This is a genomic window from Blautia glucerasea, assembly GCF_013304385.1.
GTDB lineage: Bacteria > Bacillota > Clostridia > Lachnospirales > Lachnospiraceae > Blautia_A > Blautia_A ammoniilytica.
This window is the reverse complement of record NZ_JAAITU010000022.1, coordinates 34608-60197: the sequence shown is the minus strand read 5'-3', so window position 1 is coordinate 60197 and position 25590 is coordinate 34608. Positions and strand designations below refer to the sequence as shown.

The window sequence follows — 25590 nt, the reverse complement described above, 5'->3', positions numbered from 1 at the left end:
TTACTACTGTTGCGGATAGTTACCCAGCATAATAATTTACTCCGCATTAGACTGTTTATGTGGTTAACCACATAAACAGTCAATAAGCACATAATCGTAATTCTTTTTAACCTCATTGACATAGATTTTCAGCACACGCTCACGGCTCATTGCATTGATTAGCCTTACCTCAAAGCCCGACAGCTCAATGTTTGACGGAAGCAGGTCAACGCCCTCTCTGTAATGGATAATACCCTGTGAAGCATCAAGCGTTTTATCGTCTATGATGTTCTGCATCACAGTAGAGAGCGTTATGGGAATATCGTCTGGTCTGTTATAACCCAGAGCCATCGTGAGATTTGCCTGTGCATCGGCATCAATCAGCAGGACTTTTTTACCCTGCTGCACCAGACTTACACCCAGATTGACCGCTGTGGTTGTTTTTCCGACACCACCTTTCTGGTTAGTCAGAGCAATTACTTTGCAATTTGACATAGATGCGTCCTCCTTTCACATAGATTTAGCCACTTTGTCAAGGTGGCTATGTAAACAACAGTACCAGAGAACGCAAAAAAGCCGCCTACTCTTAAAATCAATAAGAATAAGCGGCTTTGTAATCTGCCTTAGACATATTCAATTTTCATTCTCTTGGTCGGTGCATTTATGACCTTAAAAATAAGCTCGTCAATACAATCCGTATATCTGCCTTGCTGAATAAGTTGATTTTTTAACTCTACAAGGCTATGTATCAAAAGTTTTCTTTCGTGGCTATCCAAATACAGATGATTAAATTTCTCTCTCATAAGCACACCTCCACTTCTTTAGCTTCATTATATTGGAAAGCAGGGGAAAGGACAAATCTGCAAAAAGGTACAAAAATAAGCGTACCACTATTTCTAATGATACGCCTATCCTCATTAAATCACTTCAAAATGCTTCAACGCATCCTTTATCGCTTCCACTTTCTCCGCTGTCGGATGCTTCCTCGGCTGTTTCAATTCTTCTACCGCATTAGGAGCATCATACATCGGCAATCCTAAATCTCTCTTTACCTCTGCGATATATGCGGTATGTACTTTGAAGCCGTATTTAGCTTCTATGTACTCCTTTATCATTTTGTAGGTCACTCGTTCCTTGGGCTTGTACTCTTCGGCTCTTTTAGCGATATTATCAAGCGGAACTTTTCCCTCACCTTCGCCAAACTCAACTTTTACGTTGATATGTCCGTCTGGCTTTTTGTGGGAAAGCAGTACAACCGTCTCAACGTGCGGTGAAAGTTACTTCTTATACTAAATAGCGAAATCGTCATCTTTTGCGAAAAGGTTTATACCCCTCTTATGGGGATAGCCTTTACCCCCACTTCTGTATCACTTATCTGTGATTCTGTTCTTTAAATCCATATCATTCATCCAGTCTTGAAAAACTGAATAATTTTTTACATCTTCTCCAGCAGCCTTTATTCTATCCTCTGCTTTCTTTTGTTGTGCTACACTCATAGCTTCAGATGCTTTCTTTGCTGTTTCCATGATATGTATTAACTCATTTCCAAAAACACTCTGTATCTGCTGATCTTTCGCTTCAATACGCCCCACGCCATTCAAAATCTCTGTATTATTCCATACTTCTCTTTGCCCTTTATGATAAAGAGTAACAAGTATTACTCCCATCATATTTGTTAAAGTACCATAGGTCTTTTCATCTTCGTAACAAAAAGTGTAACTACCTATCCCTCTATGAAAAGTCGCATGCGGTTTCAAATCTGCAAAATTGCTCGCACCAACAGATAATTCTTTTATGTCATCAAAAAAGAAAATGTGATTTTCTATTTTCCCTAAATCATTACGTTTTCCTCGCAGGAATTCATTCATTATTTTTTCAGATTCAATCAAACATTCCAACGCATCTATACCAACCACTGAATTCTCAACAAAATCTAAAATATCCAAATAAAGACTTCTCCAATTAACAGAAGTTATAAAGTAAGCCAAATTCTCATCGTAGTCAAAAATAGTTTTCTCCTTTTTTAAATAAGGATGAAATATTTTGTTAGCAAACCAAGTTTCTTTTTCACTAAATAAATCCTCGCAATCTCCACACAACATGTACAACTTCTCGCTATCCTGTATGGTTTTGTTAGGGTTCTCTGTACTCCGAATATTACCTATTGCTGTTTTCTTTAATGTCCTTACAGCCATCTTTGGCACTGTATGGCTCAATTCCAATTCTGCTTCATTTCCACACAATGCACATTTTGTTAAGTTATACATTTAAATCACCTCTAAGCATACTCGCACATTTATCATACCATATCCAACATCTTTCACTATCATAGAAGATTAAGTAAAAGCCAACCAGAAATTGTGACTCCTATTAGTATCCTTTCTTAGTAGCACGTCATCAGTTAGCCTTTATCAATGTTTCTTCATTAAATATTCAGTAGCAAAACACTTCTTTTGAATTCTTATTAATTATATCAGATATGTCGAATCCAATTACATCCGATATCCTCGACATGGTTCTTTTGAGTTCCTTTTCTATTTCATCTATGTGTTGAACTTTGAGTGCAAATGGTGCATCCGTCTCTAACAACACATGATCAATTGGTATAGCTTTTATCACTTCCATTCCCGATTTTGTTTTCAACATTCCCGGATTTATTGAAAAGTAGCATCCCAATTCAATCGCTTTTTCTAATTGTGGCATAGAACCTGTAAACCAATGAAATATATATTTATTACTCTTTTGTCTTTTGTATGTTCTTAAAATTTCAATTACCGTACTTGTCGATTTAAGTGAATGAATAGAAATCACTTTTTCACTGTATTGTTCACATAACTTAACAATCTCACTAAAAATATTTATTTGTAATTCTTTGGTCTGAATATATCCTTTACTAAAATCCAATCCCACCTCACCAATATAATGGCTTTTTTCAATGAGAGATTTAAATAACTGCATATCATCATAGCCACTAGATACTAATTGCGGATGCATCCCTAAACCAACATGAATATTTCTAGCATTCTTGCAAAATTGTATTTCTCTACTATATGCCTTCGGTGTAGTTCCAACCGCAAATAAATTCATATCAGAATTCTGTATTTCATTTATAAACTCTAGCATATTATCCATTAAATCTAAATGACAATGTGCATCATAAATCATTATTCTCATCCTCTTGTGCTAAATTATCCTGTATAAAAGCATCTACTTCTAATAATCCTCGTATATATGTATCAGCTAATTCTCTCAAATACTCATCATCCTGCGGTAATGGACCTGGCTTATGTATATAAAATAAAGCACGATTTCTATCCTGTTTTATTTTATCTATTGCATACTGGAAAGAGCGCAATTGAATTCCCATTCCTTCTGCATTTTTATTCTGCATTTCATAAATAGACGTTTCGGTATACACTGTTCCATCATCCCCAAACGCTTTATGCATTGCAGCTCTTCTAATTAAACAAGGAACACAATAACCACAATGTTGTTGACTGAGTTGTTTCCATCTTGCTTTTCCTGGTGAAGAACATGAGAATGATAATTTCATCGTCTCATAAAGAACATCCTTGTTTTTACATTCCCCTGCCATTTCTCCCTTTGTTTTATTCCAATAAGGATTTTTTACTGATAGATTTAACCCTAATCCCACTAATAATTCATTCCACAAAGAAAGATAAAATGGATGCGTTGTTCTTGTACTAAATGAACCTACTCTTGTTTCATCCAATGGTACATTCAAAGCAATCAGACCATTTTCCGGAACTAACAGTTCATTGATATTATCCATGCCAGTCATTGCAAAAAGGGCATAACCGATAAATAGGAATGATCTACTCCTTGTATTGTTATCATTACCACCTGCCGGAATATAATCACGTGGAAACACCATCCACAAATCTAACCATGTATGTAAAACATCTGGATATAACAAGTCAAATTTATTCACAATATTTTTTTGAGCATTTTTAGTAAGTCCTTCTCCAGCATGACTTATTAACAAGGTATTTTTCTTATTCTCCATCAAATTAATGGTACTTATAAGACTATCCATTCCACCAGAGAATAATGATACTTCATCATATTTATTTGATTTTTCTCTTACTTCCTCCAAATTATTAAACTGCCATGCTCTACTCGACAACGTAATTTTCCATAAATCTCCTGTAAGAAATTTTAACATACGTTCAACCGTACGAATCTGTGAGTCCCATATCTCTACATTTGATACCGGTATTTCTAGTTCAATTTCTCTCGTCCAAGAGTCCTGTCCATGCACCACTCTCTCAATTCGCGTATCAGCCATATAAACCATTGTTGCAAGCGACATGATATCAAATCCAATTTCAGAGGGATACACATTTTCTTCATATAATTTTTTCTTAATGTGGCTTAATCCATAGTTTAGTTCGCCATTAGAAAGCATAGGGACATCAACAATAACTGTGCCATCCATTTTCTGCGAATCTATATTTTCAATATCATAATTTGCTCTTAATTTATATCGACTCATTCATTTTCACCTGCACTTACCATAATTTCAAACGCTGCCTTATACACCCGGTCCACTATTCTTAAAGAATCACCTTGTCGAATATTTCCAGCCTTGATATCTAAATTGATAACAGCATCCGATACAGAACCCTTAACAAAATCCTTCATTTGAACAATTAATCTGTCTGATATAGCTCGTTCTTGCGGCAACAATATAATCTTGTTACCAATATCATTCGTGATTCTATTAAATATCGCATTTGCCATGGTGCGTTCCACAATCACCATAATCTGCTCTGAAGTCAAATCCTCAAATTTAATTGTAGCTATTTCTGGTGATTCTTCGATTGCGGAAATATAAGCCGACCTCGCAATGCCTTCATCTTGTGGTCCCCCATCTGGACAGATAAAGTCTGTAATAGCTATAAATGCGTCACTAGCTGTCTTATGTGAGAGATTCTCTATAGAAAGATACTGTTCAACAGCCCTTGCACCACCTGAAGCAAATACACCTGCAACATTTAATAATCTTGCAGAACTGCTTCTAGCAGCTCCCATTCTCTGTGTCGCATTTGAACTACCACCCAAAGAATTTCTTATGTAATTAGAGACACTTTTACGGCCTAAACTGCTATCCCGTCCTCCTGAATTTATATACCTCGTGAACTCTCCTCGTGGTGTTCTAAAGCGATCCACATCACCCACTGGTGGAATTTGACTACCATCGGGACCAAGTCCATTTTCATTTTGTGGATTTACATCTGGTTGCTCTAACCATGACGGTACCAAAGGTGTTCCACCTTTTTGTCCTCCATTATGTGTTGATGTTCCCATTTATTAATTACCTCACATCTTCTTTAAAGCTGCTTTAACAATTGCCGTCCCACTGCTTTTCAATTTATCAAAATATTGATTTACTCCTTTTCTTTCATCACAATCTTTTGGAATTGCTTTATCCCAGCCATGTATAATCCACACTCCAGCCTTATCTACAGGAATAGCATCTATAAAATCAACTAAACTTTTACGGAGTTCCGGCTTATTCTGTACCAATACAATCAAACCATCAATCCCTTTTGGTTTCATATCAAATTGCCCTTTTTCCATAATTTTTTGAGCAACAATTCCGAACACTTGATCTGATTCTTGATTTGTCAAATTTTTCAAATCTTCAACACGACCTACAATAATCATTTCATCTCTAAAAAGTAGCTCAACTATTTCTGATAGATCATTTTTAGAAGTTTTACCTGAAAAATAATCCATTTTTTCTTTACATGCATAATAATACGGTCTTAAGTCCTTATCTGTAATTTCTGGTTCTGTAGTAATCCACTTCCAAATCTTGTTTAAATCATACCATCGCTCTTTTGCTTCTACTGTTTTCTTATCTTCGACCATAGTTTTTATATCAGCTAGTATTTCAGGAACTTCATCCCATTTCCCTTCAGAATCCAAATGATTAGGTAATGCCTTATAAAAATCTGGTTCATAGTATTCTGCCAACATCATCTTTGCCAAAATCGCAAGTTCCAGTTCGTCTCCAAAGCCACGATTCTTAGCAATCTCATAACGTAACAAGAGCATATTTACAAACCTTTTTATCTTTCTAGGATTTCCATCTGTATTTTGTGCTAATAAATGGCATATTTGAGTGGCAATTAATACTTCCTTCGATGACTTTTCATAATCATTTCCAAGAATTTCTTTCACGTCATCAACCGTAAGACTTTCTACATTCCAAGGCTTTCTGATTCTAGATAATCCCTCTTCTCTCAGCTTTTTATAGTTTTCATTTTCATCTGGCAAAACAGAACCCACCATAAGAAGCATTATGTATATACACGCTTCTACCTCACCTAATGCTGGAATTCTAAACGGAACTTGAATCAACTTTTCCAAATACTTATTTGCAAAGGCCTCACCTGCATTAAACTTATTTTCATCTGTTGCATCGGGAAAATGTTTTTTAACCGCATAGCGAATCATTCCCTCGTCTGCTGCAATTACAAATGCTGTTTTTTCCGTAAACATAAACAGTCTTACAGCCTCTAACGTATTAATCGCCACATCAGGTAAACATCTGTCAAGATCATCAATTAAAACAATAAGTTTCTCAATAGCTGCATCTTCTAGCAGTTCGGCAAAATTTTCCTGAAACTCTGAAAATTCTTTATTACTTGATATGTCCTCTGTGATTTTTGCGTCACTTAAATAACCTCCAATAGATTCAATTGCTCCAGCAATTCCCTCTTCTGTAGTTACGGTTGATTTTAAAATATCCATTGTTGAAGATAATAACGTAAGCGGTGCTGTACCTGTCGCAATTCCTAAAGCGGTTTTACCCGCAGTCTTAGCAACAGTCATCCAATTTATATTTTTCCACAGTTTTTTTAATATTTCCCCAGACTTAACGCCAAGTTTCTCTTTCTTCTCAAGCTCTGAAATAATAGAACTCATCAAAGCTACTTTTGAGTCTTCAAATCCCTGGTGTTTCCAACCGTTAAATCGGATACAAGAATACTTCTTTCCTGACACTGAAGAAGCCAGTTTCACTTCATTTTCTACCATTTCAAGAATGCTGGATTTACCAGCACCCCAGTCCCCATGAATACCGATAGAAATCGGTTGTTCTTTACTATCCTTAATAAGAGAAACTATTGTCTTTGCTATTGCTTCATTATTAAGTAAATCAACTTTGGTTTCATTATCAGATAAAATCATATCTTCAACCCCTTCATTAATTTCAATTCATATCCTCACTAATAACTGTAGCAAGTAACGGTTTGTATAATTATATATATTAAAAATACTCAACACCTTAATTTCTACATTATTTTACCATATTCCCATTTATTTTACCATCTTCAAAAGAACAAGAAAAAAAGCCGATCAGGAATCGCAACTCCCAATCGGCATCTTTTCTTACTCTTCTTCATTTTTACATTCAATCTCCGTTCCGTCCAGGAACACCACCAACAATGTTCCATCCTCAAAAACCTTGATGTGGTCCAGTGTTTTCAGCATGAAGTCCGTATCCATCTCTGTCAGAGGTTCTGCTCCATCGGTGTATTCTATGAACTTCTCTGCCCGATAACCTTCCAATAGGTTCTCGCTCTGCAGCTGTTCTGTCCACTGCTCCATGAAATCCTCTCGGTTCTCCACCAATGCGTTCCAAGCCATCAGATAAGCCTTTATCAGCGTTTCTTCCTCCACATGGCGATTGACACATCCCATGACTCCTTTGACCTTGTACCGTTCACTGCATTGCCATACCTTACGGTCAACACCCGTGCTGCTCCGCCAGCCTTTCCGTGCAAAAACCTTATTGCAGTCTCCGCAAATTATCTTGGATGCAAATGGATTGCTTTCCGGCCGGTGGGAATAGGAGTTTGTCCCATGCTCCTCCAGATACTTTTTCCTGCGTTTTATTTCAAGCTGTACACATTCCCATATCCGCTTTGAAATGATGGCATCATGGTCATCCTCCACATAAAACATCTGAATTTCCCCTTTGTTCTGCGTCCGTTTCTTGGTGAGGAAATCCACCGTATAACTTTTCTGCAGCAAGGCATCACCCTTGTATTTTTCATTTTCCAACATACTCATTAAGGTTGTGGACTGCCACTTCGTACCGCCATCCCAATTTTTCACGCCTTCTCGTTCAAAAATCCTCTTGATGTAATCGGTTGTTTTTCCGTCCAGGAATTCCTGATACAACCGAATTACAATCGGCTCCTGTGTCCTGTTGATTACCAGCTTCCCCGTTTCATCCGTATCGTAGCCAAGAAAACGCTTTGTACTCATTTTGTGTTTTCCTGTTTCAAACCTTCTACGGATTCCCCATGTGCAGTTCTCTGAAATGGACCGGCTCTCATCCTGTGCCAGTGAGGAAAGAATGGTCAGCAGCACTTCGCCCTTTGCATCGAGGGTATTGATATTTTCCTTTTCAAAAATAATCCCTATCCCTAAATCTTTCAATTCTCGCACATAGTTCAAGCAGTCCAGCGTATTTCTTGCGAATCGGGAAATGGACTTGGTAATAATCATGTCTATTTTCCCCGCCCTGCAATCAGCAATCATGCGGTTGAATTCATCCCTCTTTTTGGTATTGGTTCCCGAAATTCCTTCATCCGCATAAGTCCCTGCATATTCATAAAGAGGATTTTCGCTAATATAATTTGTGTAATAATTGACCTGATTCTCATAGCTTAATAACTGTTCTTCTTGGTCGGTTGACACTCGGCAGTACGCTGCCATCTTCAATTTCTGCACTGACTGTGCTGTTCCTGATTCCGCAGTCAAAATCTGCCTTGCTGGTATAACAGTAATGTTTCTTGCCATTTTTAACCACCTCCTCAATCACTGTCTGTTCCGTAATGTTCAAACCTTGCAATTCGGCATCATCAATCCTTATCCCTTTACATGCCTTGACTCCTTTTTCAATGTAGGTACTGCAAAGCCATTGGATTTTCTTCTTGTAAACCTGTCTGCGCCGGAGTGTTTTTCCGCAGTAAGGGCAAATCAGCATTCCGCTTAAGGGATAGCGGTTTTGGAACTTCATTGTGCTGTCCTGCCCGATATTCCTGTCACGCTTTCTCTGTTCCCTGACTTCCTGCACCTTTTCCCATACCTCCGGCGATACAATTGGTTCGTGATTTTCCGAAATGTAATAACTCTGCACTTCTCCGTTGTTTTTCCTTGTATGGTTTCTTTTGTTTTCAGGGGTGTAATACTTCTGCAGATGAAAATCCCCTTTGTACTTTTCATTGCAAAGCATCCCATTGATGGTCCCGCTCTCCCATGTTGTTCCCGTCACTGTTTTCACGCCCAGGTAATCAAGCAGCTCCCCAATCCTTGACGAGCCGACATTCAGCAGATAAAGGTCAAAAGTCAGACTGACAATTTCCGCTTCCTTTCTGTTCACAATCAAATCTCCATATTCGTTTTTGTCATAACCGAGGAAGCGGGATGTGGTAATCATCACTTCTCCTCTCTCAAACTTCTTCCGAATGGACCATTTATTGTTTTCACTCATGCTTCTGCTTTCTTCCTGTGCAAAAGAAGCGAGGACGGCAAGCATCATCTCACCGTCCCCTGATAGAGTGTTAATGTTCTGTTCTTCAAAAAAAATACCGACACCCAGTTCCTTCAGTTCCCTTGCGAACTTTAGAACGGTGACGGTATTTCTAGCAAACCTCGATATGGATTTTGTAATAATTAAGTCAATCTCTCCTGCCCTTGCCTTTTCCATCATTCTCTGGAACTGTGGGCGGTTCTCACAATAACCGGATATGCCCTGATCAGCAAATACTCCGATAAATTCATATTCCGGATTTCCGGTAATCATTCTCTCATAAGTTTCCATCTGGTTTTCAAGAGAGTCTTCCTGTCTTCTGCTGTCTGTGGAAACTCTGGCATAAGCACAAACCCTTTTCTTTTGTAAGACCGAAGCTGGTCGTTTGTTAATCACTTTTACTCGCACGTTACATCACTTCCTTCAAAAAACCTTTTCTTAAACTCTTGAATTCTTCGGAAAATGGCCTGCGCATCCTCTACCTTGTCAATACACACCACTTCCACATTTTTCTTACTGCAAATCAGCATGAACTCCATAAACTGTCCCCAGTTACGGGCAATCGTGGCAGCCCTCATGGTAACCACCACATCTATCTTCTTTGCTGCGATTTCCGCTTTCAGACGATTAAATTCTTTTCTGTTCGGGTCGGCTCCTGAAGCTTCCTCAAAGAATATCTGCAAATCCCATTTCTGTTTTCCATATTCTTCTTCCAACCGTCTCATTACATCGTCCAGATATTTTTCATAGTCTCTGTCACGATGGTTGACTCTGCAGTAAAAAGCTACTCTATTTATCGTTCCTGCAATCATCATATAAATAAGTACTCCTTTCGTTTTTGGTAGTATATAAATCACTCTAAATCCCTGTAAAGTCAAGCAATTCTACGGTTTCCACCCACTCTTTTTTCACTCTGTCCAAACTTGTCAGGAGCCGAAAAAAGCAGCCGGACAGAAACCTGTTGTCTCTGTCCGGCTTGCTTCTAAACCCTCTCGGTATAATCCAGTGAAATCCATCCGTCACGATTTTTCTGATAAGATTTCAGAAGCCCCCAAAGGCTCGCACCCTTGCCTTCTGCTTCTTCCACAATAGTGAAAGCACCTTTTCCGGTGTACTTACCTGTTTTATCGTAGTCTGTTCCCGGACCCTTGCGGATGTTCAAATCTTCGATGGATACTCTCACAAGATACGGTGTAAATGTATCATTGGAATAAATCACTTTACCTGATTCATCAAATACGGAATATCCCTCATTTTCATCCGCACACCTCTTGGCATTTTCCAAACTGTGAAATGCACCCTTCTGTGTGGCGGCATCTGTCCATGTCTTACGCACACGATACCAGACTTCCTCCGGTTCTGTTGTCTCGCTCTTAATTCCAATCATTGTATTTAAGATTGTAATAATCTTTGCACCATATCCGGCTCCTGCTGCCCACCCCTTTCCGTCTGGATTTTCTTTCTGTCCAAGCCACTCCACATATTCCGCACAGCCTCTTGTGACATACTTAAAGCGTGGATCAACACATTCACTCTTTAAATCCACTGTGGAAGCATAGGCTTTCAAATGCTGAACCTGCGCCCTGATACCAAGCTGTGGTGTATCAAAGGGATTTCCTTTCATTCCATTTGAAGTCACTCCCATGCCGCAGAAATTATTCTGGTCGAGTGTAACTGCAGAACCGGAGAATCCAAAATTACCTGTTTCCAGACAGGACTGTGCAAAGGCAATATCACCACGGACACCCTCTGCCTTTCCTTCCAAAAGATAAAGCGGAATCATATCAACAACCGACTGTGCAACATCTGGATTCTTTTCTTTAATATAAGCTGTCATCTGCTCCACCGTTGCCACTGCGTTACCCATAATCTTTGTAAGAGCAGTTTCTTCCTTTTTCGTTACTCCATAATAGGAAGCAATACATTCTGCTTCCGCTTTGGCGAGCTTCTGCAGATTACTGTCACTGGAAAGCCATTTTGTTGCTCTTGTATTGGTATGGAATGAATGCTCCAGAATAATACCCGGTGTTCCTACCGCATTTGCTCCACGAAGCACTCCATAGTATTCTCCGTTTGTACCCTGACGTGTTGCGGTTCTTCCACTCTGTGCAGTTCCCATCACTGCCTCCACAACCTTTGCCAGCTTTAGACCAATATCCGTGCTGCTTCCATTTAAAAGGACATATGCCACCGGATAATCCACATTTTCGTTTACACCATTGCCTACAGCATTGGAATGGACAGAAATAAAGAGGTTGCAGCCCTTGGAAGCCGCACCTCTTTCATACAATGCTCTGTCCGTATTCTGATTTGTCCTTGTGGTTACCACACCGATACCAAATGCCTCCAACTCCTTCTTAAGATAATTATGAAGTTTCCAAGTCATGTCCGACTCATAATAAGACGAAACCGCAGGGCTGCGGTTGTATTTACCGTAATGCCCTGCGTCCAGACATACCTTTATTGCCATATTACTCATCCTCCTTTTTCTCATCAGCTTCTTCGTGCAGCTGCTCCAATACCTCTTTCAGCTTCTTTGGAACCGGAAGTCCGATAAGGGCAACATTCTCAATAATGGAAATTCCCTCATTGGATAAGTAAAAGAAAATGACTGCGGTGCGGAGTACACTTCCGTTCTGGATGACCTGCGTATCAAGCACATGGCCGATACCTACCAGACAGAAGATTGCCACCTTTTTGCAGATGCCTTTAAAACCAACCTCGCTGGATACCTTTTTCTGTACGAATGCTGCCATAAGCCCGGTGACATAATCGATGACCACAAACATAAGGAGTGCATACAGAAAACCATCCAATCCTCCAAGAAACCAACCCATAAAGCCTCCTATTCCTGCAAATACATACTGCACTGTTGTTACTGCCTGTCTCATAACTGTTACCTGCCTTTCTTTGTTTTTTGGTATGAAAAAAACAGCCCGCAAAAGGCTGTTTGATTCCAAAACTATATCTGATCTGGCATACTGTCCCATAACCTCATATCTTCCTGACCAAGACTCCATATTGCAATCCCTGACACGCCATAGGTGTATGCTGCTTCATTTGCCCAATAGACAATACTGTCCACATCGGAGTAATACATAATAGAAAAACCATCCGCATCTCCAAGATACATCCTCGAAAGCCAGACATTCAAATCATGTGGTACTACCTTCATTTCATAATCGTTGCCACATTCCAGTGACATTTCATGGGAATGGAAAAAGTCGTAATCCATAGAAATATCCTGGCTTCTTGTGCTGATTTCCTCCACATCAGAATTGACACGGAACAATTCAAATTCATTATCCCATGAAATTCCGGTACGAGTACATCTTCCAAAAGTAGTCTGCTTTCCATCCGGGAAGGTAATATCAAAACACTCATAAGGTTCATAATACCATGCATCACCCAGTCGCAAGAGGTCACACACCACTCCCTTCTCCGCCATGAATCCCACATATCCAGTTTCTGCAGTAATGGTTGCTGTAAACCTTAGTGTGTAGGCAGCACCGGAATATACTCTTACCTTATTTCCACGGATTCTCATTTCCACGGTATATAGGCTTGGATTACTCCGTAAATCTGCATTTGAGGTCTTACTGAAAGAAGATGCATAGCTGCCAAGTTTCTTACTTCCCTGATACAATTCCACACACTGGGTATCGTAATTTATACAGCAGAAAATGCTTCCAAGAAACACTCCTGCCTTACCACCTCCCGATGATTTAAAGGCAAATCTCGCCCTCACATGGATTTCAGAAAATCCGGTGTAATCCAGTGCTAGTTTTCCACTGCCTTCCAGCTGCGAATACTTACGGACACGGTCAGAACTTTCATCCTTCCAAATCTTCCACGAACCGTCAAGCACTGTAAAATAGTTGGTAGGGATTTCTGAATAATCACAGAAATCTTCATACCATACAAGCGCACTTTCCGGCTTTCTGCGAAGTACCTCTGCAGTAACCTTAAATGCCCTATCGGGTTGTACCATTTCTCCGTTCACATCCATGAATTTTCTTGGCTTCAATCCATAGTACACTTCCCCGGCAGTCGCTTTCTGTGAAAAATCCGAACATACCCGAAAGCCATAAAAAACCACCCCAGGCACTCCACCGGACACAGTAATGGTGTGCTTTCCTGCTGACAAGCTGACTCCACTTTTTAATATCCTCCAGAATTTTTTTCTCCAATATAAGAAATACATCCTTGATTCCGACAGCATCTGACTGTCCCCATCAAGACTGATTCCGATGCTATTCTTATCCCATCTTGGATAGACTATCTCAACTGCCACATCATATGTTCCGGCTGTTGGTACTTCAAATGTGTATTTCAGCACCGCTTCTTCATCCAAAACAGACGCATATCCTTCCCCAATGACTGCATTGCCAGAATAAGAATCCGGCACACCATCTCTGTCAACGCTGATTGTTCCAAAGGATACCTCCTGCTGTTTCAGATAGGTTGTAAGATATTTTCTGCCACTATAGGTTTCTTGCTTTGTCGGCTCTGCTATTTCCCTGCTCGTATCCCATCCTTCCATGAAGTCATACACCTGAAGCAGTCCCCAAGGGACCATATCCGTCCAATCCCAATAAGAAAAGAACGGTATAAATGGTTGCGGTGGGGCATCCCCTGTATGATTATATAAGCCCTCCATCCAATATTTCGCAGCATAATAGGTAAGGCTTGTTCCCCTATAAGTCGTGCCAAGATTCTCCGTAGTATCGTATATCTGCCATCTCCATCCATATCCAGGAAGTCCCATCATGATTTTGTCCGGGTTCATTGCATTGGCAGCATAACTGTAGATGCCTTCAAGCCAGCTTCTCGGAGATACCGGTCCCGGTGCTGAACCCGCCCAACTCATACCATAACTCATGATTGCTGCTGTGTCGCAGTATGCATCCAAATCGGCATACACGCACCAATTCTCGCCGCCAACCGAACCGCCAACACTGGTCATACCCGGAAGGCAGATATTTACATGAAGGTTTGCTCCCTTTGCTTTTACAGTAGAGTAAATCCGTGAGAACAGCGCATTTGCCTTTGTTCGGTTCGCCAACTCCCCTCCACGTTCCAAATCAATATCTATCCCGGAACACCACGGATATTTGTCAATAATTCTCACGATTTCTGAAAGGAACGTATCCTGTGCGCCATTCGTATTCTCTCTGAGTGCTGTAAAAATAGATGCAGTACCATGATTCATAATGGTCAGAAGCCATTTAATATGTGGCCACTTCTTTACATAAGGAAGGATGGTACTGACCGCAGTTCCCGTCTCGCTGATTGTTCCATCTGCTGAAACCTCAAAGGTAAAAACACCAACATGAGACAGCTTATTTCCTTTTTCTCTTAACACCTGATGCATTCTCGTATTTCCCATGAATGTCCATGCCATGACATTTCGGTTACTTGCCCTTCTCACATCCGTTTTCCTCCAATCCCGTATGCCATCTCCTGAAAAGACATGCGTACAAGTGCTGACTTCCTGTCCTTTACTTTAATCTGATGTTTACTATCCCCTGCTGCCGAATAAGAATAAAATCCATCAGCCCTAATCCTGCTTCCATTCCTTGTTGCCACCCTTGCATCAGCATTAATTTCAACAACATCATCTTCCAAAAAACCACTCTGCAGAGTCAGCTTGTGACTTCCGTAATTATGAGCCACACTCATGTCTCCTGCTGCCATCGTATCTTTTGGAATGATGTGATAATTCAGCCCGGCTGATACTTCTCCGTCATTGGTAATCACTGCTGTAACACCGGAACGGACAATCCCATTAAAAAAGCGGACAGGTGTTATCTCCCCATCCACACGTTTTTTCTGCAAAAGTTCCAGATTATTTACCACATACCCGGTCAGCCATTTACCTTCCTGAAACATGATATCTGTTATATAAAAGGTTCCGGTACAATTCTCTAAAATTACATTTACGGTAGCCTTTGCCACCTTCTTTTCTTCATGTGTATTGATTGTTCCGGCAAATCGAATAAACTCCATCCTCACACCTCCTGTGCATCAAAGGTGTACCTCTGTTCTGACACATGGGAAACCCATGCGGTTGCTACCGAACCGCCCTGCAGCATAACATCCGTAAAACGCACGGTTCCTGTACAGTCCTGCACCACTACCCTTACCGTCAGTTTTTTCACTTTTTCTATTCCGGTAACACTGACCGCTCCTGCCGACCTCGTAAAATACATGGTGCATTCCTCCTAATACAACTCTACAAATCTTGTTTCTTCCGAACCATCCTCATATTCAATGATAAGTTCAATGCCAACCCTTCCATTCGCTCCCTTTTTCAGATTTTCAGTTACTATGCTTGCCGATACTGTGTAGCTGCTTCTGGTAGCCGGATATACTTCCTGTGACAGTGTTTTTGTGGTATTCAACGCTCCCACACACTTAAAACTTGCATTGCCGGAAGCACCGTTTTCTCCATCCACCTCAAAACCTGAATTCTGCCAATAGCTGAATCCATCATCTGCTCTGGAATTCAGCAGATGGTTGTTTACCACCAAATCCTTCATCTCCTGTCTGTCCAGCAAATCCGATGAGGAAAGAGTATCTGCTGCCTTCTCCCACGAAGCAGATGAATCACCCAGTTCTTTTAACTTGGTGGAAAGCTCAATGACTGTCTTCCACGGCTCTTGCACGTTATAATCCATACGAATAATTCTCGTGCTGATTCGGATTCCCAAATCCTTATCATCCACGGTTACCACATCTCCGATACCGAAACTCTCATGCTCCCACCCAGTCAGTACAGACAGATCCATTACCTGTATGACATAAGAAATACTCGGCTTAGAATAATCTGCCAGTCGCATTTCGGTATATTCAAGCATCTGATATGGATTGGTAAAAGAGGAACAATCAAGCGTTGATACCCTGATTTCTGAAGAATACTCCGTATTCTCCACATATTCCTTTCCATTATTGATACTTGCAAAGGTCATACCATCTGCACCATAAGCATAGAGTCTTGTCACAAGACTTCTGGTATCCACCACCCGCTGTATGGATTTCATATTTTTACGATAGGCAAACACAGCACCACTGTTACTTCCAGATTGTGTCAGAAGGCTGACCTGTTTATTTACATTGTCAAACTCCAAATCACCACCATAAATGGACTGAATGGTACGAAGCATGGAAAGGGCATTTTTATCCGTGGACTGCCAGGAACGTTTCGTTGATACCGTTATTTTTCCAACACTCCATCCGGTTCCCTGCAGTGCATAAGCCATCGGCTTTTCTGCGGTTTCCGCTTCATATGTCTGTTCACTTTTCTTTTCAGAATATGCAAGGTCATAAAACGCAGCTTCCGCATAAATGCTCGTTACCGTCTTTCCGTCCTCACCCTTATCATCCGTGACTGTTCGGATACGGTAAATATCCTTAGTAATCTGCAGTTTCTTTTCATTATCGAGATATGATCGCTTCCCATCTTTGAATGGAATAGAAAATTCCAAATAGTCAGAACCGTTCAATTCACTCGTAACAATAATGTCATAGGCATTTTCTAATACTGCTTCCCTGATTCCACCATCACTTAACACCACCGGCCTTGCATATCCCAATTTAGAATAGGGGGCCTTTGGTGTCTCGTATATCTGAATTGCACTCAGTTCCGGTGTCATAGACGTATCTGTTGTAGAAAGCGTCATCTGTATCTGAATGTATCTTAAATTTGGAGATTGTATCACTCCATCCGTTCCAACCGCTTCCCAATCTGAAAAAGATACATCTTCCAAAGAGTCAGATGTTCTTGTTTTGACTTCCGAAATGGATGTAATCCCTGCATCCACCGTACCGACAAGCTGTATCTTTCCCTCTCCGGCAAGACCACCTTCCCCAAGGTCTAAAATCCTTGTATAAAGGACACCGCTTTCTGCATATACACCGTCCGTCTGCTTTAAGGTCACACTGCCCGGATTTGATATGGCATCCACAGACGAGTCCACATCTGCACCATTTGCTAACAGACCGGAAAGAAAGTGTGCTTCCAAATCATCAATTGTCAGATTAGAATCCGTTTCATAAAACCAATCATCAAATCCTCCGGCAAAGTAGTAACTGTCTGCATACATTCCCATGACGATATCTGCAGTACAGGAAGGATTCAGTTCCCCGGTAAAAGAACGAATTGCTGTCTTAAACACATCCCCTGTGCTTCTGTCACAAACAAGGCTTTGTACAGTCTTTGCCTCCAAATCAATGACCGTTCCAATAAAATACGCACCATTGTTTTGCAGCACCACCCCCATCGGGTCTGGCTCGATAACGTCATAAATCAGCGTACCAGAAGCATCATAAAGCATATTTCGCAATCTTCCTGAACGAAGGGAAAGATAAAACAGAGGATTTCCCGGACCGCTTCTGGTACTGAAAATAGGTACAAATGTTGTCCCTACCGAATAAGTAGTTGGGTATATCCACCCTCCTGCCACGATTCTCTTTCCCAATTCTGTGAAGAAATCCCCTGTATTCGTTGCCCTTAGATGTGTTTTTTCCGTTGCTGGATTTACGGTATTGAACCGAAAAAATTTCCCAAGTTTTCCGGCACGGGTAGATGCTGTTGTTCCCGACCATCCATTGATGGTAAAATTTCTCGCATGACCGGACGAATCGTGTAGCGTTGTATCATCACCACTCGGTGAATCATTCATTTTCCACTGTGCCTGTGTATTGGCTGTTTTCCGAAATTCGCCTGTGAAATCTTCGGTTGCATTTACAAGCAGTTTTAATCCCATTACACCCACCTGCTCCTTCCCTGTATCGTAAGTTCCGTAAAGGTTGCACCACTTACAGAAACCAGAACCTCATTACCGCCCGGATTCAGTTCCGGGAACACCAACTCATCAAGCTGTGAAAGAGCGTTCCGCAATGTTACCCCGGTATTGGAATCCACAACTTTAGCCGTCAGCTTTGCCGTATCAAGTACAAAGGTTTCTCCTTCCGCAAGTTTTCCTTTTACACGAACCAACTCCCCATTTACTTCGATATCCACATAAGAAGAGGTGCTGTCCATAATCGCTTTTATTTCAAAAATCGGTTCAGATATAAGATTTCCCTTTTGTCTGTTTACAGTGGTCTTGCCCTCTGCTGCGATAGAAAACACCTCATCCTCTACGGCATAACCGAATGGATCAGGACAGATAAACTCCAAAGAAAACGTACCTGCTGTCCGTGATACTCTTTCCATGCTGATTTCCGTATTCAGTCTCGCCATAAAATATCTGTCCGGATATTCATCAAAAATCAATGGCTGAACCCCTCTATACGGATTCAGCCACCCATTAATTTCATCTATTCTATGTACCAGAGCAGAAAAATCCTGCTCCGGGAACACGGAACATTCCACCGGAATGATACGCTCAGAATACTCCATTCCAAAATCCAGTATCCCTGACCTTCCCGGTATGCTTTCCGTATTATTTCTAAAAGCCGGAAGCATGGGATATCCCGTAATTCTTGCTTTCAGCTTTTTTTCCTTCGAATGAATTCCCTGAAATGAAAATCCCATGCTTCTCCTCCTTCTTAGGTGATTGGTATAATTCCCTGTGCCCTCGTTCCCGACTGCATCAGGTTATACAGTCCCTGTGATACCTTTCGAATATCATCCTCACTTCGTACTACCATCTGTGCTACACTCACAAGCGGGCCGGTATAAGTAATCACCGTTCCGCCACTTCCCGAACCGGAAGTCTGTGTATTCGCTCCCACCCTTGCATCTACATCAAAGTCTGTAGGAATGGCATTGTTAATATCCTTTGACACCTTATCCATTTCATCTGTGAAGCCCTCGCCAAGACCTTTGGCCATGTTGTCACCAATTCCAGCAAACACACGGGATGGTGAATGGATACCGAGCAGGCTCTTGATACCGCCAACGATATCCCCAACAAAACTGGAAATCTTGTTCTTTACCCACGAAATCATGGAAGAAACACCACTCCAAAGTCCGGTCACGATATTCTTTCCGACACTCACAATAGAGGTCGCAGCTTTTCCAATACCGGAAATAATGGCTGTCACGATTTGAGGTAAACTTGCCACCAGCTGTGGTATCGCCTTAACCAATCCAACCGCCAGCTGAACCACCAATTTAACACCCATCTCAATAATCTTAGGCAGATTTGTGGTTATGAAATTGATGATGGACGAAATAATCTGAGGCAAAGCAGCCACCAATTTCGGCAGTGCATTCAGAAGTCCCTGGGCTAATCCGGTAATGATGGAAAAAGCGGCATCCAGAATTTTATCCATGTTGTTCAGCAAAGTAGTGCATATTAAAATCACCGCATCGACTATGGTCGGAATCAACTGTGGCAGTGCCTCTCCTATTCCGGTTGCCAGTGTGACAATCATCTGAATCGCAGCATCGACCAACTGTGGCAAATTCGCTAAAATTCCGTTGACCAGTGTAAGCACCAACTGCAAAGCGCCCTCGGTTATCTGAGGAAGGGCGGCTATCAGTGAATTCAGAATAGTCAGCACAATATTTGTCGCAGATTCAATCAAAATCGGCAGATTTTCCAGAATCGCACCTCCGATAGAGGTCACGATATTAAGTCCCAACTCAAGGAACATCGGCATCTGCTCTGTGATAATGGCTGCCACATCTCCTATGGCTGTTCCAATTGCCACACTTATCTGACTGAAATCTCCGTTTGCTTCATTGATTGCATTTCCCAGTGTGGAAAATACATCTGTTATTCCTGCGGACATCTGGCTTACCGTTGGTAGGAACACACCCTCAATGGAGCGTTTCGTTCCCTCCAATGCAGAATCCAAATCCGCATATTTTATTTCATTAATTTGTGACAGGGCATCATAGCTTGCAGCCGCCCCATCTTTCATCCCGGCAAGCACGGGAAGTACATTTGCCTGTAAATCTTCAAACTGTGTACCGAACAGTTTAACCGCAGCCGTGTTCTTTGCTATCGGGTCATCCATATTATTTAAGGTATTCACAACTTCGAAGAAGGCCTCCTCGGCACTCTCTCCTCCGGCAGCAAACCGTTTCGTCATTTCATCTGCATTCATCCCAAGTGCCTGAAATGCTTCTATAGTTGTATTGCTTCCGTCCTTTGCCCTTAAGTTAAATTCCTTAACGGCATCACCGACTTTATCAATGGAGAAAACACCTGCTTCTGCACCATTGATAAGTCCGGTAACAAACTGATCCGCTGACAATCCCAATGCGGAATACTGTGCGGAATATTCATTTAAGGTATCGAGTAAATCCCCGTTTTGGTCTGCACCATTCTGTGCGCCGACTGCAATGATGTTATATGCTTCCTCTGCTGTCACACCAAAGTTCTTCATCAGTGCATTGGCAGCACGAGCCGATTCCTGCAGATCATATCCGAAGGTATCACGCAAAGCAAAACCGGACTCTGTGGCTTTCTGTAACTCATCCCCCACAAGTCCGGTTGTTTTCTGTACAATGGATAATCCCTCTGCTACATCCTCAAGGCTGTCACCGAAATTATTGGTATAGACCTTCTGTGCGATTGCACCAAGTTCCTCTAATTCCGTGCCTGTTGCTCCTGTGGATGCGGATATCTGATTGACAGCCTTATTATATTCATCACCCAGTTTTACCAGTTCCACGCCTGCTGCCACAACGGCAGCACCAATGGCAGCTGCCGCTGCTGCGATAGCCGTACCGACTCCTGCGACAACAGAACCGACCTTTTCGAACTTACCGGATGAATCCTCTGCCACATCTCCGCTGTCTGAGAGTGATTCTGCAAAATCATCCGTCTGTTCTTCTGCTTCCTCCATCTCCTGTCCCAGTCTGTCAATGGCATCCTCATTAGCTTTCAATTCAGACTCCATTTTATTCAAATCAGCCTGTGCATTGTTCAGCTGTATCTGCCAGCTTCTGGTTCGGCTATCCGCTTCCCCAAAAGAAGAGGAAGCATTTTCAAGTGCCGCCTGTAAAGTCTGCACCTTATTTTTCTGTGCTTCTATCTCCTTCGTCAGCACACCGTTTCTTGCACTTAAGGACTGGATGGATTTATCGTTTTTATCAAATTGCGATGTGACAAGGTTCATTTCTGAACCAAGCACCTTAAAAGCGGAGTTGATTTCCTTTAGGGCATTTTTAAACTCCTTCTCGCCCTCAACTCCCATCTTGACACCGAAACTCTCAGCCATCCAAACACCTCCTTAGATGCCTTCCGGTATGATATCCTCAATGAAAACCTCCCTCTTAGGCTTTGCAATTCCAAGAAACTGTTTGTGAAGTTCCCATTGATCCATAAGTTCGCCAAGCGGTGTCAAAAGCACTTCCTCTTCCGGTTTCCGTAACTGTGTTACTCCGATATACACGAACCGGGCAAAGCTCACTTCTGGTGGCTCTGCCCGGTCTGTGCGTTTCCCTTTTCATTTTTCTCCGGCATGGATTCCACATGACGCTTCGTGCCTTTTAACATTGCTGCCATGATTGCATCCTTATATTCTGCCAGTTCATACGGATTGGTAAGAAGTTCTATTTCATCTTCTGTAAGAAGCGGTTTCGGTTCATCCCTGTGCTGTAAATTATGGATGAGGATTTCCTGATTTGCCAACAATGCAATCAGCCAAATAACCTCTCCCAACGATTCCTCCATCGTTGCATTCTTTAACAGCTTGTCACCGAGTTTCTCCAAACCGCCATACCGCTTGGTAATATCCTTTGTTGCTTTGGTGGTAAGAATCAGCTTGTGTTCCACACCACCGATTGTAATAACCTGACTTCTATCTTCTATACTGTACATACTGCTTCTCCTTTCAAATCCCGGTTACCCGGTTTCTATGCATCCTCTTCCGATACATTTGACGCTTTAGTTGTATAAGCAGGCTCGTAAACCTCTTTATACCAGCTTCCGATAGTTGTTGTATTTACACCGGAATCATCCTCACTGACCTCCGCTTTCCACGGATGTCTGCCCTTTCCGTCCACCTTATTTCTGCGCATTACCGTTCCTTCAATGCTTGGTGTCTGGAAGTTTATGGATTCTCCCTTTGTTTCCAAATTGGTAGCCGGAACCGCAAACTTCACACGGTATAACCAGAAATAACGGTATTTTCCGTTTGCCTTCTTTGCTCTGAAGCCGACTGCTACAGGCTTACCGTCGTCTTCCGATGTGGAAACCAGTACACCATTGCTGTCAATCTCTGCACCTGTCAGTTCTGATGCTGCGGAAAGTCCGATGTCATCCACACCAAGTGTCAGTGTGCCAGAATTGAATTCCTTGATGATCTGTGCAATTCCATCATCCGCATACAGCACTGCTTCTGCAAGTTCTACAGACAACTCCACAGAAATCGCTTTTGCAAGCTGCACCGGAGTACCATAGGTTTCCTCCTCGTTTTCATCCTCTGTAATAGGCGCATAAAATAATTTATCAAGACCGATGGTTGCCATTGGCAAATCCTCCTTCCTATTCGCTTATTCCCATTACTTCAAAAATGTAATGGTGGTATTTTGTTTCTTTTTCAAACTCCATATATTTTCTGGATGTAATCGTAATGTCTGCATCCAGGAGCCTTGTAGTAATCTCATCCCTCATCTTCAGATAATTTCCTTTACAGTAAAGTGCCAGTTCAACTTCCTCTGTCTCCACGATTGGTCGGTCATCTGCACATACAGGGAAATCATCCGTTCCGGGTATGATTACCAAAAAAGTATCCGGTTGTTGAGGTTTTCCTTCCTCATCATTAACCGGATACTCCGAAACTGTCACTTTCAGTTTCATAGGTTCTAATGCCTTTATGATTCGGCTGTTCAGACTCATAATTTCTCCACCTCCGAATCCAATGCTTCCTGCATCTTTTTGATGCATTCCTTCTTCGCCTTTCTGCCGGCCGGCTTCGCCCACGGCTTGGCTGGCTGATTAGAACGACCATGTTCCAAAACAGCAGCTTTCAGTGGGTTGGGTACTCCTTTTCTGTCATAACCGATACAGCCCACCTTTATGTTCCAATTCCCATCTGCAGACTGGTAAGGTTTCGTAACAGACAGAGACTCAAGCAAATCACCTGTTGATTCCGATGGTTCTTTTGTCGCCTGACCAATAACGGAAGAAAGACTCTGTTTCGCAGCATCGTACAATGGCTTTACCCCTTCTTCCAATACCGCACTTGTGACTGCATCATAATAGCTGCCCAGTGCTTCCATCTTTCGTATGGTTTCTTCCGGCAGTTTGAATGTCATCTTTGCCATCGCGCCACCTCCCTCGCCATAATGGTAAGCATTCCGCTCCGCTTATCTCCAAGCACGGACTCAATTTCAAAAATTCTGTCCCCGTGTTTTATTCTCATGGTAGATTTAATTCCTGAACGAAATCGGATGTATATTTTATTTGTGATTTCTGCAGTCTCTCTGTTGGAAGCCATATACTCTTTACCGGAAACGGGAGCGATGTCTGCCCATACCGTATGGACTGTCATCCACTCCCTTGTTTCAAACCCGTCTGCATCCTGTGTACTTTTATAATCCTGTATTTCTATGCGGTATCTCATCCTTCCGACCTGCATCAGAATTCCTCCTTCCGCACACTGTACAGCAGAAATTTAAGCATCCTAGTCAACTCATCAAAGTCTGCCTTTTCCCTGTTTTCATATAAATAGGTCACAGCATAACGAATTCCAACTTTCACAATCTCCGGCACTTCTTCCATTTCATCAAAATCTGTTCTTACAATATCCTGGCACAGACTTTCTGCTGTCTCCAAAAGCGTCTGAATGAGGGCATCCTCTTCCGTGCCATCCAAACGCAGATATAATTTCGCTTCATCCACGGTCACAAGCATACCCTCATCCCCCTATCTTACGCAGACTTCATACTAAGCAGTTTCACAGCTTCAGGAAGAATCAGCTTTCCATCCACTCTCTGGCTTGCAAGGAAACCGACCTGTCCTGTGGTTGCATAAAGTTCATTCAGACGTTTGAAGCTTCTGCCCTCACGGTCTGCAATCCAGTAATAAGAAAAATCACCGAATGCAAGAGGTGTGGCTCCTGCTGCCACTTCCGGTGCAAATGTGGAAGTGTAATAAGGACGGTTCAAAATCATATCCGGTACACCTACAGACACAGAAGGCTGCCAGATATAATTACCGTTGGAATCCTTTAACTTACGTAGTGCCTTAACTGTGGAATCATTCAAAATCCATTTAGCCTTCTTACGGTAAGGAGCCTTTAATGAATAGAACAGATCCATGACATCATCAAATGTGATGTTGGCAGTCGTAGTTGTTACACCAACTTCTCCACCTCCGGTGGCATTGAAAATACCGACAGGTTTTCCGGCACCGTCACCAACAAAGAATGCTTCCTCTTCCTTTGTGGAGATACGTCTTGCAAACTCTTTCACGATATATGCCTGAACGTCAAATATACTATCATTTAAAAGTTCATCCGATACTTTAATCATGGTAGCAAGTTTATATGCTCCGATAGATGTCTGACCAAAGCTGTCATCAGATTCAGGGAACTGTCCGTTCTCGTCAATCCATGCTGCTTCGCCCTTACCCGTAACAATCGGAATCTTGCGGTCACCGCTGGAAGTTCTGATTACGGTTGCAAGGGAACGGAAGAAACTCTCCTCTTCCAGTCCTTCCACCAATTTTCTTTCAAACTCATCCGGCACCAGATAACCGCCCTCGGCATCTTCCCCGATGGAAAGTGCATTATTGACATCGTAATAGTTCTTCTTACGCATCGCATTCCAGAATGCAGTCTGGTATTCAGCAGATGCACGTCCGCTCCCCTTATCCCCCGGCTTCATGCCCGGCTTATCCTTGATTGGTTCGGAAGTAGCCTTTGCCAGTTCCGCATCAATGGCAGCCTGTCTCTGCAATCTCTCGATTTCTTTACCGAGTGCCACCACATCCGCTTCCATTCTTTCGTAAGTCGCATTGTCCTCTGCAGAAATCAGACCATCACTGCCCCTTCTGGAATCCAAAAATGCCTTGGCAGTTTCCCATGCTTTCTTTCTCTTTTCCATTAATTCCAATACTGTACTCATA

At 41.9% G+C, this 25590-nt stretch carries 25 protein-coding genes and 2 pseudogenes; all 27 read right to left on the bottom strand.

All coding sequences use genetic code 11. The features are described 5' to 3' along the window. Positions 1-72: 72 nt before the first annotated feature. Positions 73-474: pseudogene (locus G5B11_RS10145) on the bottom strand (ParA family protein); the annotation flags it as partial. A 128-nt stretch (positions 475-602) separates the two neighbouring features. Then, a complete protein-coding gene (locus G5B11_RS10140; RefSeq protein WP_006857231.1) occupies positions 603-782 on the bottom strand; it encodes a hypothetical protein in 180 nt (59 codons plus the stop codon). A gap of 114 nt (positions 783-896) precedes the next feature. Continuing rightward, positions 897-1247: pseudogene (locus tag G5B11_RS19580) on the bottom strand (23S rRNA (uracil-5-)-methyltransferase RumA); the annotation flags it as partial. A 99-nt stretch (positions 1248-1346) separates the two neighbouring features. Beyond that, positions 1347-2246: a hypothetical protein gene (locus G5B11_RS10130; protein WP_173727947.1), complete on the bottom strand. Its 900-nt coding sequence runs from the start codon at positions 2244-2246 to the stop codon at positions 1347-1349. Positions 2247-2412: 166 nt separating this feature from the next. Then, positions 2413-3144: a Qat anti-phage system TatD family nuclease QatD gene (gene qatD / locus G5B11_RS10125; protein ID WP_173021885.1), complete on the bottom strand. Its 732-nt coding sequence runs from the start codon at positions 3142-3144 to the stop codon at positions 2413-2415. Beyond that, positions 3134-4495 (bottom strand): Qat anti-phage system QueC-like protein QatC, encoded by a 1362-nt coding sequence (gene qatC / locus G5B11_RS10120; RefSeq protein WP_087308395.1) that lies wholly within the window; start codon positions 4493-4495, stop codon positions 3134-3136. Before qatC ends, qatD begins: the two co-directional genes overlap by 11 nt. Continuing rightward, positions 4492-5310 (bottom strand): Qat anti-phage system associated protein QatB, encoded by an 819-nt coding sequence (gene qatB, locus G5B11_RS10115; protein WP_140393162.1) that lies wholly within the window; start codon positions 5308-5310, stop codon positions 4492-4494. Before qatB ends, qatC begins: the two co-directional genes overlap by 4 nt. Positions 5311-5322: 12 nt before the next feature. Further along, positions 5323-7200: a Qat anti-phage system ATPase QatA gene (gene qatA, locus G5B11_RS10110; RefSeq protein ID WP_087308393.1), complete on the bottom strand. Its 1878-nt coding sequence runs from the start codon at positions 7198-7200 to the stop codon at positions 5323-5325. A 201-nt stretch (positions 7201-7401) separates the two neighbouring features. After that, positions 7402-8736, bottom strand: a complete 1335-nt coding sequence (locus G5B11_RS10105; protein WP_087308392.1) for a recombinase family protein — start codon at positions 8734-8736, stop codon at positions 7402-7404. Continuing rightward, a complete protein-coding gene (locus G5B11_RS10100) occupies positions 8681-9961 on the bottom strand; it encodes a recombinase family protein (protein ID WP_158420910.1) in 1281 nt (426 codons plus the stop codon). The genes G5B11_RS10105 and G5B11_RS10100 overlap by 56 nt, the downstream gene beginning before the upstream one ends. Continuing rightward, entirely contained in the window at positions 9952-10368 is a 417-nt protein-coding gene (locus G5B11_RS10095) for a recombinase family protein (RefSeq protein ID WP_173727945.1), read from the bottom strand. Before G5B11_RS10095 ends, G5B11_RS10100 begins: the two co-directional genes overlap by 10 nt. A gap of 167 nt (positions 10369-10535) precedes the next feature. Continuing rightward, on the bottom strand, positions 10536-12023 hold the full coding sequence (locus G5B11_RS19100; protein ID WP_244092971.1) for an N-acetylmuramoyl-L-alanine amidase: 1488 nt from the start codon (positions 12021-12023) through the stop codon (positions 10536-10538). Between the two features lies 1 nt (position 12024). Then, positions 12025-12444 carry a phage holin family protein gene (locus G5B11_RS10080; RefSeq protein WP_155176898.1) on the bottom strand — a complete coding sequence of 140 codons (420 nt, stop codon included), beginning with the start codon at positions 12442-12444 and terminating at the stop codon, positions 12025-12027. Between the two features lie 71 nt (positions 12445-12515). After that, positions 12516-14984: a glycosyl hydrolase family 18 protein gene (locus tag G5B11_RS10075; protein ID WP_330382884.1), complete on the bottom strand. Its 2469-nt coding sequence runs from the start codon at positions 14982-14984 to the stop codon at positions 12516-12518. Then, positions 14981-15562 carry a hypothetical protein gene (locus tag G5B11_RS10070; RefSeq protein ID WP_155176896.1) on the bottom strand — a complete coding sequence of 194 codons (582 nt, stop codon included), beginning with the start codon at positions 15560-15562 and terminating at the stop codon, positions 14981-14983. Before G5B11_RS10070 ends, G5B11_RS10075 begins: the two co-directional genes overlap by 4 nt. A 2-nt stretch (positions 15563-15564) precedes the next feature. Next, positions 15565-15765, bottom strand: a complete 201-nt coding sequence (locus G5B11_RS10065; RefSeq protein ID WP_135990351.1) for a hypothetical protein — start codon at positions 15763-15765, stop codon at positions 15565-15567. Positions 15766-15777: 12 nt separating this feature from the next. Further along, entirely contained in the window at positions 15778-18321 is a 2544-nt protein-coding gene (locus G5B11_RS10060) for a phage tail spike protein (RefSeq protein WP_158420909.1), read from the bottom strand. Next, entirely contained in the window at positions 18321-19094 is a 774-nt protein-coding gene (locus tag G5B11_RS10055) for a distal tail protein Dit (RefSeq protein ID WP_173727943.1), read from the bottom strand. The genes G5B11_RS10060 and G5B11_RS10055 overlap by 1 nt, the downstream gene beginning before the upstream one ends. A 14-nt stretch (positions 19095-19108) precedes the next feature. After that, positions 19109-21736 carry a phage tail tape measure protein gene (locus tag G5B11_RS10050; protein WP_173727941.1) on the bottom strand — a complete coding sequence of 876 codons (2628 nt, stop codon included), beginning with the start codon at positions 21734-21736 and terminating at the stop codon, positions 19109-19111. A 12-nt stretch (positions 21737-21748) separates the two neighbouring features. Continuing rightward, positions 21749-21910, bottom strand: coding sequence for a hypothetical protein (locus tag G5B11_RS10045; protein ID WP_155208334.1), 162 nt, complete (start codon positions 21908-21910; stop codon positions 21749-21751). Between the two features lie 14 nt (positions 21911-21924). After that, entirely contained in the window at positions 21925-22338 is a 414-nt protein-coding gene (locus G5B11_RS10040) for a hypothetical protein (RefSeq protein WP_021869604.1), read from the bottom strand. Positions 22339-22373: 35 nt separating this feature from the next. After that, entirely contained in the window at positions 22374-22988 is a 615-nt protein-coding gene (locus G5B11_RS10035) for a major tail protein (protein WP_173727939.1), read from the bottom strand. A 16-nt stretch (positions 22989-23004) separates the two neighbouring features. Further along, positions 23005-23358 carry a hypothetical protein gene (locus G5B11_RS10030; RefSeq protein ID WP_021869606.1) on the bottom strand — a complete coding sequence of 118 codons (354 nt, stop codon included), beginning with the start codon at positions 23356-23358 and terminating at the stop codon, positions 23005-23007. Further along, positions 23355-23786, bottom strand: coding sequence for a hK97 gp10 family phage protein (locus G5B11_RS10025; protein WP_021869607.1), 432 nt, complete (start codon positions 23784-23786; stop codon positions 23355-23357). Before G5B11_RS10025 ends, G5B11_RS10030 begins: the two co-directional genes overlap by 4 nt. After that, a complete protein-coding gene (locus G5B11_RS10020) occupies positions 23774-24100 on the bottom strand; it encodes a phage head closure protein (RefSeq protein WP_021869608.1) in 327 nt (108 codons plus the stop codon). Before G5B11_RS10020 ends, G5B11_RS10025 begins: the two co-directional genes overlap by 13 nt. After that, the gene (locus tag G5B11_RS10015) at positions 24100-24375 is read right to left on the bottom strand and encodes a head-tail connector protein (RefSeq protein ID WP_021869609.1); all 276 of its coding nucleotides are present in this window, start codon (positions 24373-24375) and stop codon (positions 24100-24102) included. The genes G5B11_RS10020 and G5B11_RS10015 overlap by 1 nt, the downstream gene beginning before the upstream one ends. 17 nt (positions 24376-24392) lie before the next feature. Next, positions 24393-25589: a phage major capsid protein gene (locus G5B11_RS10010; RefSeq protein ID WP_021869610.1), complete on the bottom strand. Its 1197-nt coding sequence runs from the start codon at positions 25587-25589 to the stop codon at positions 24393-24395. Position 25590 lies beyond the last annotated feature (1 nt).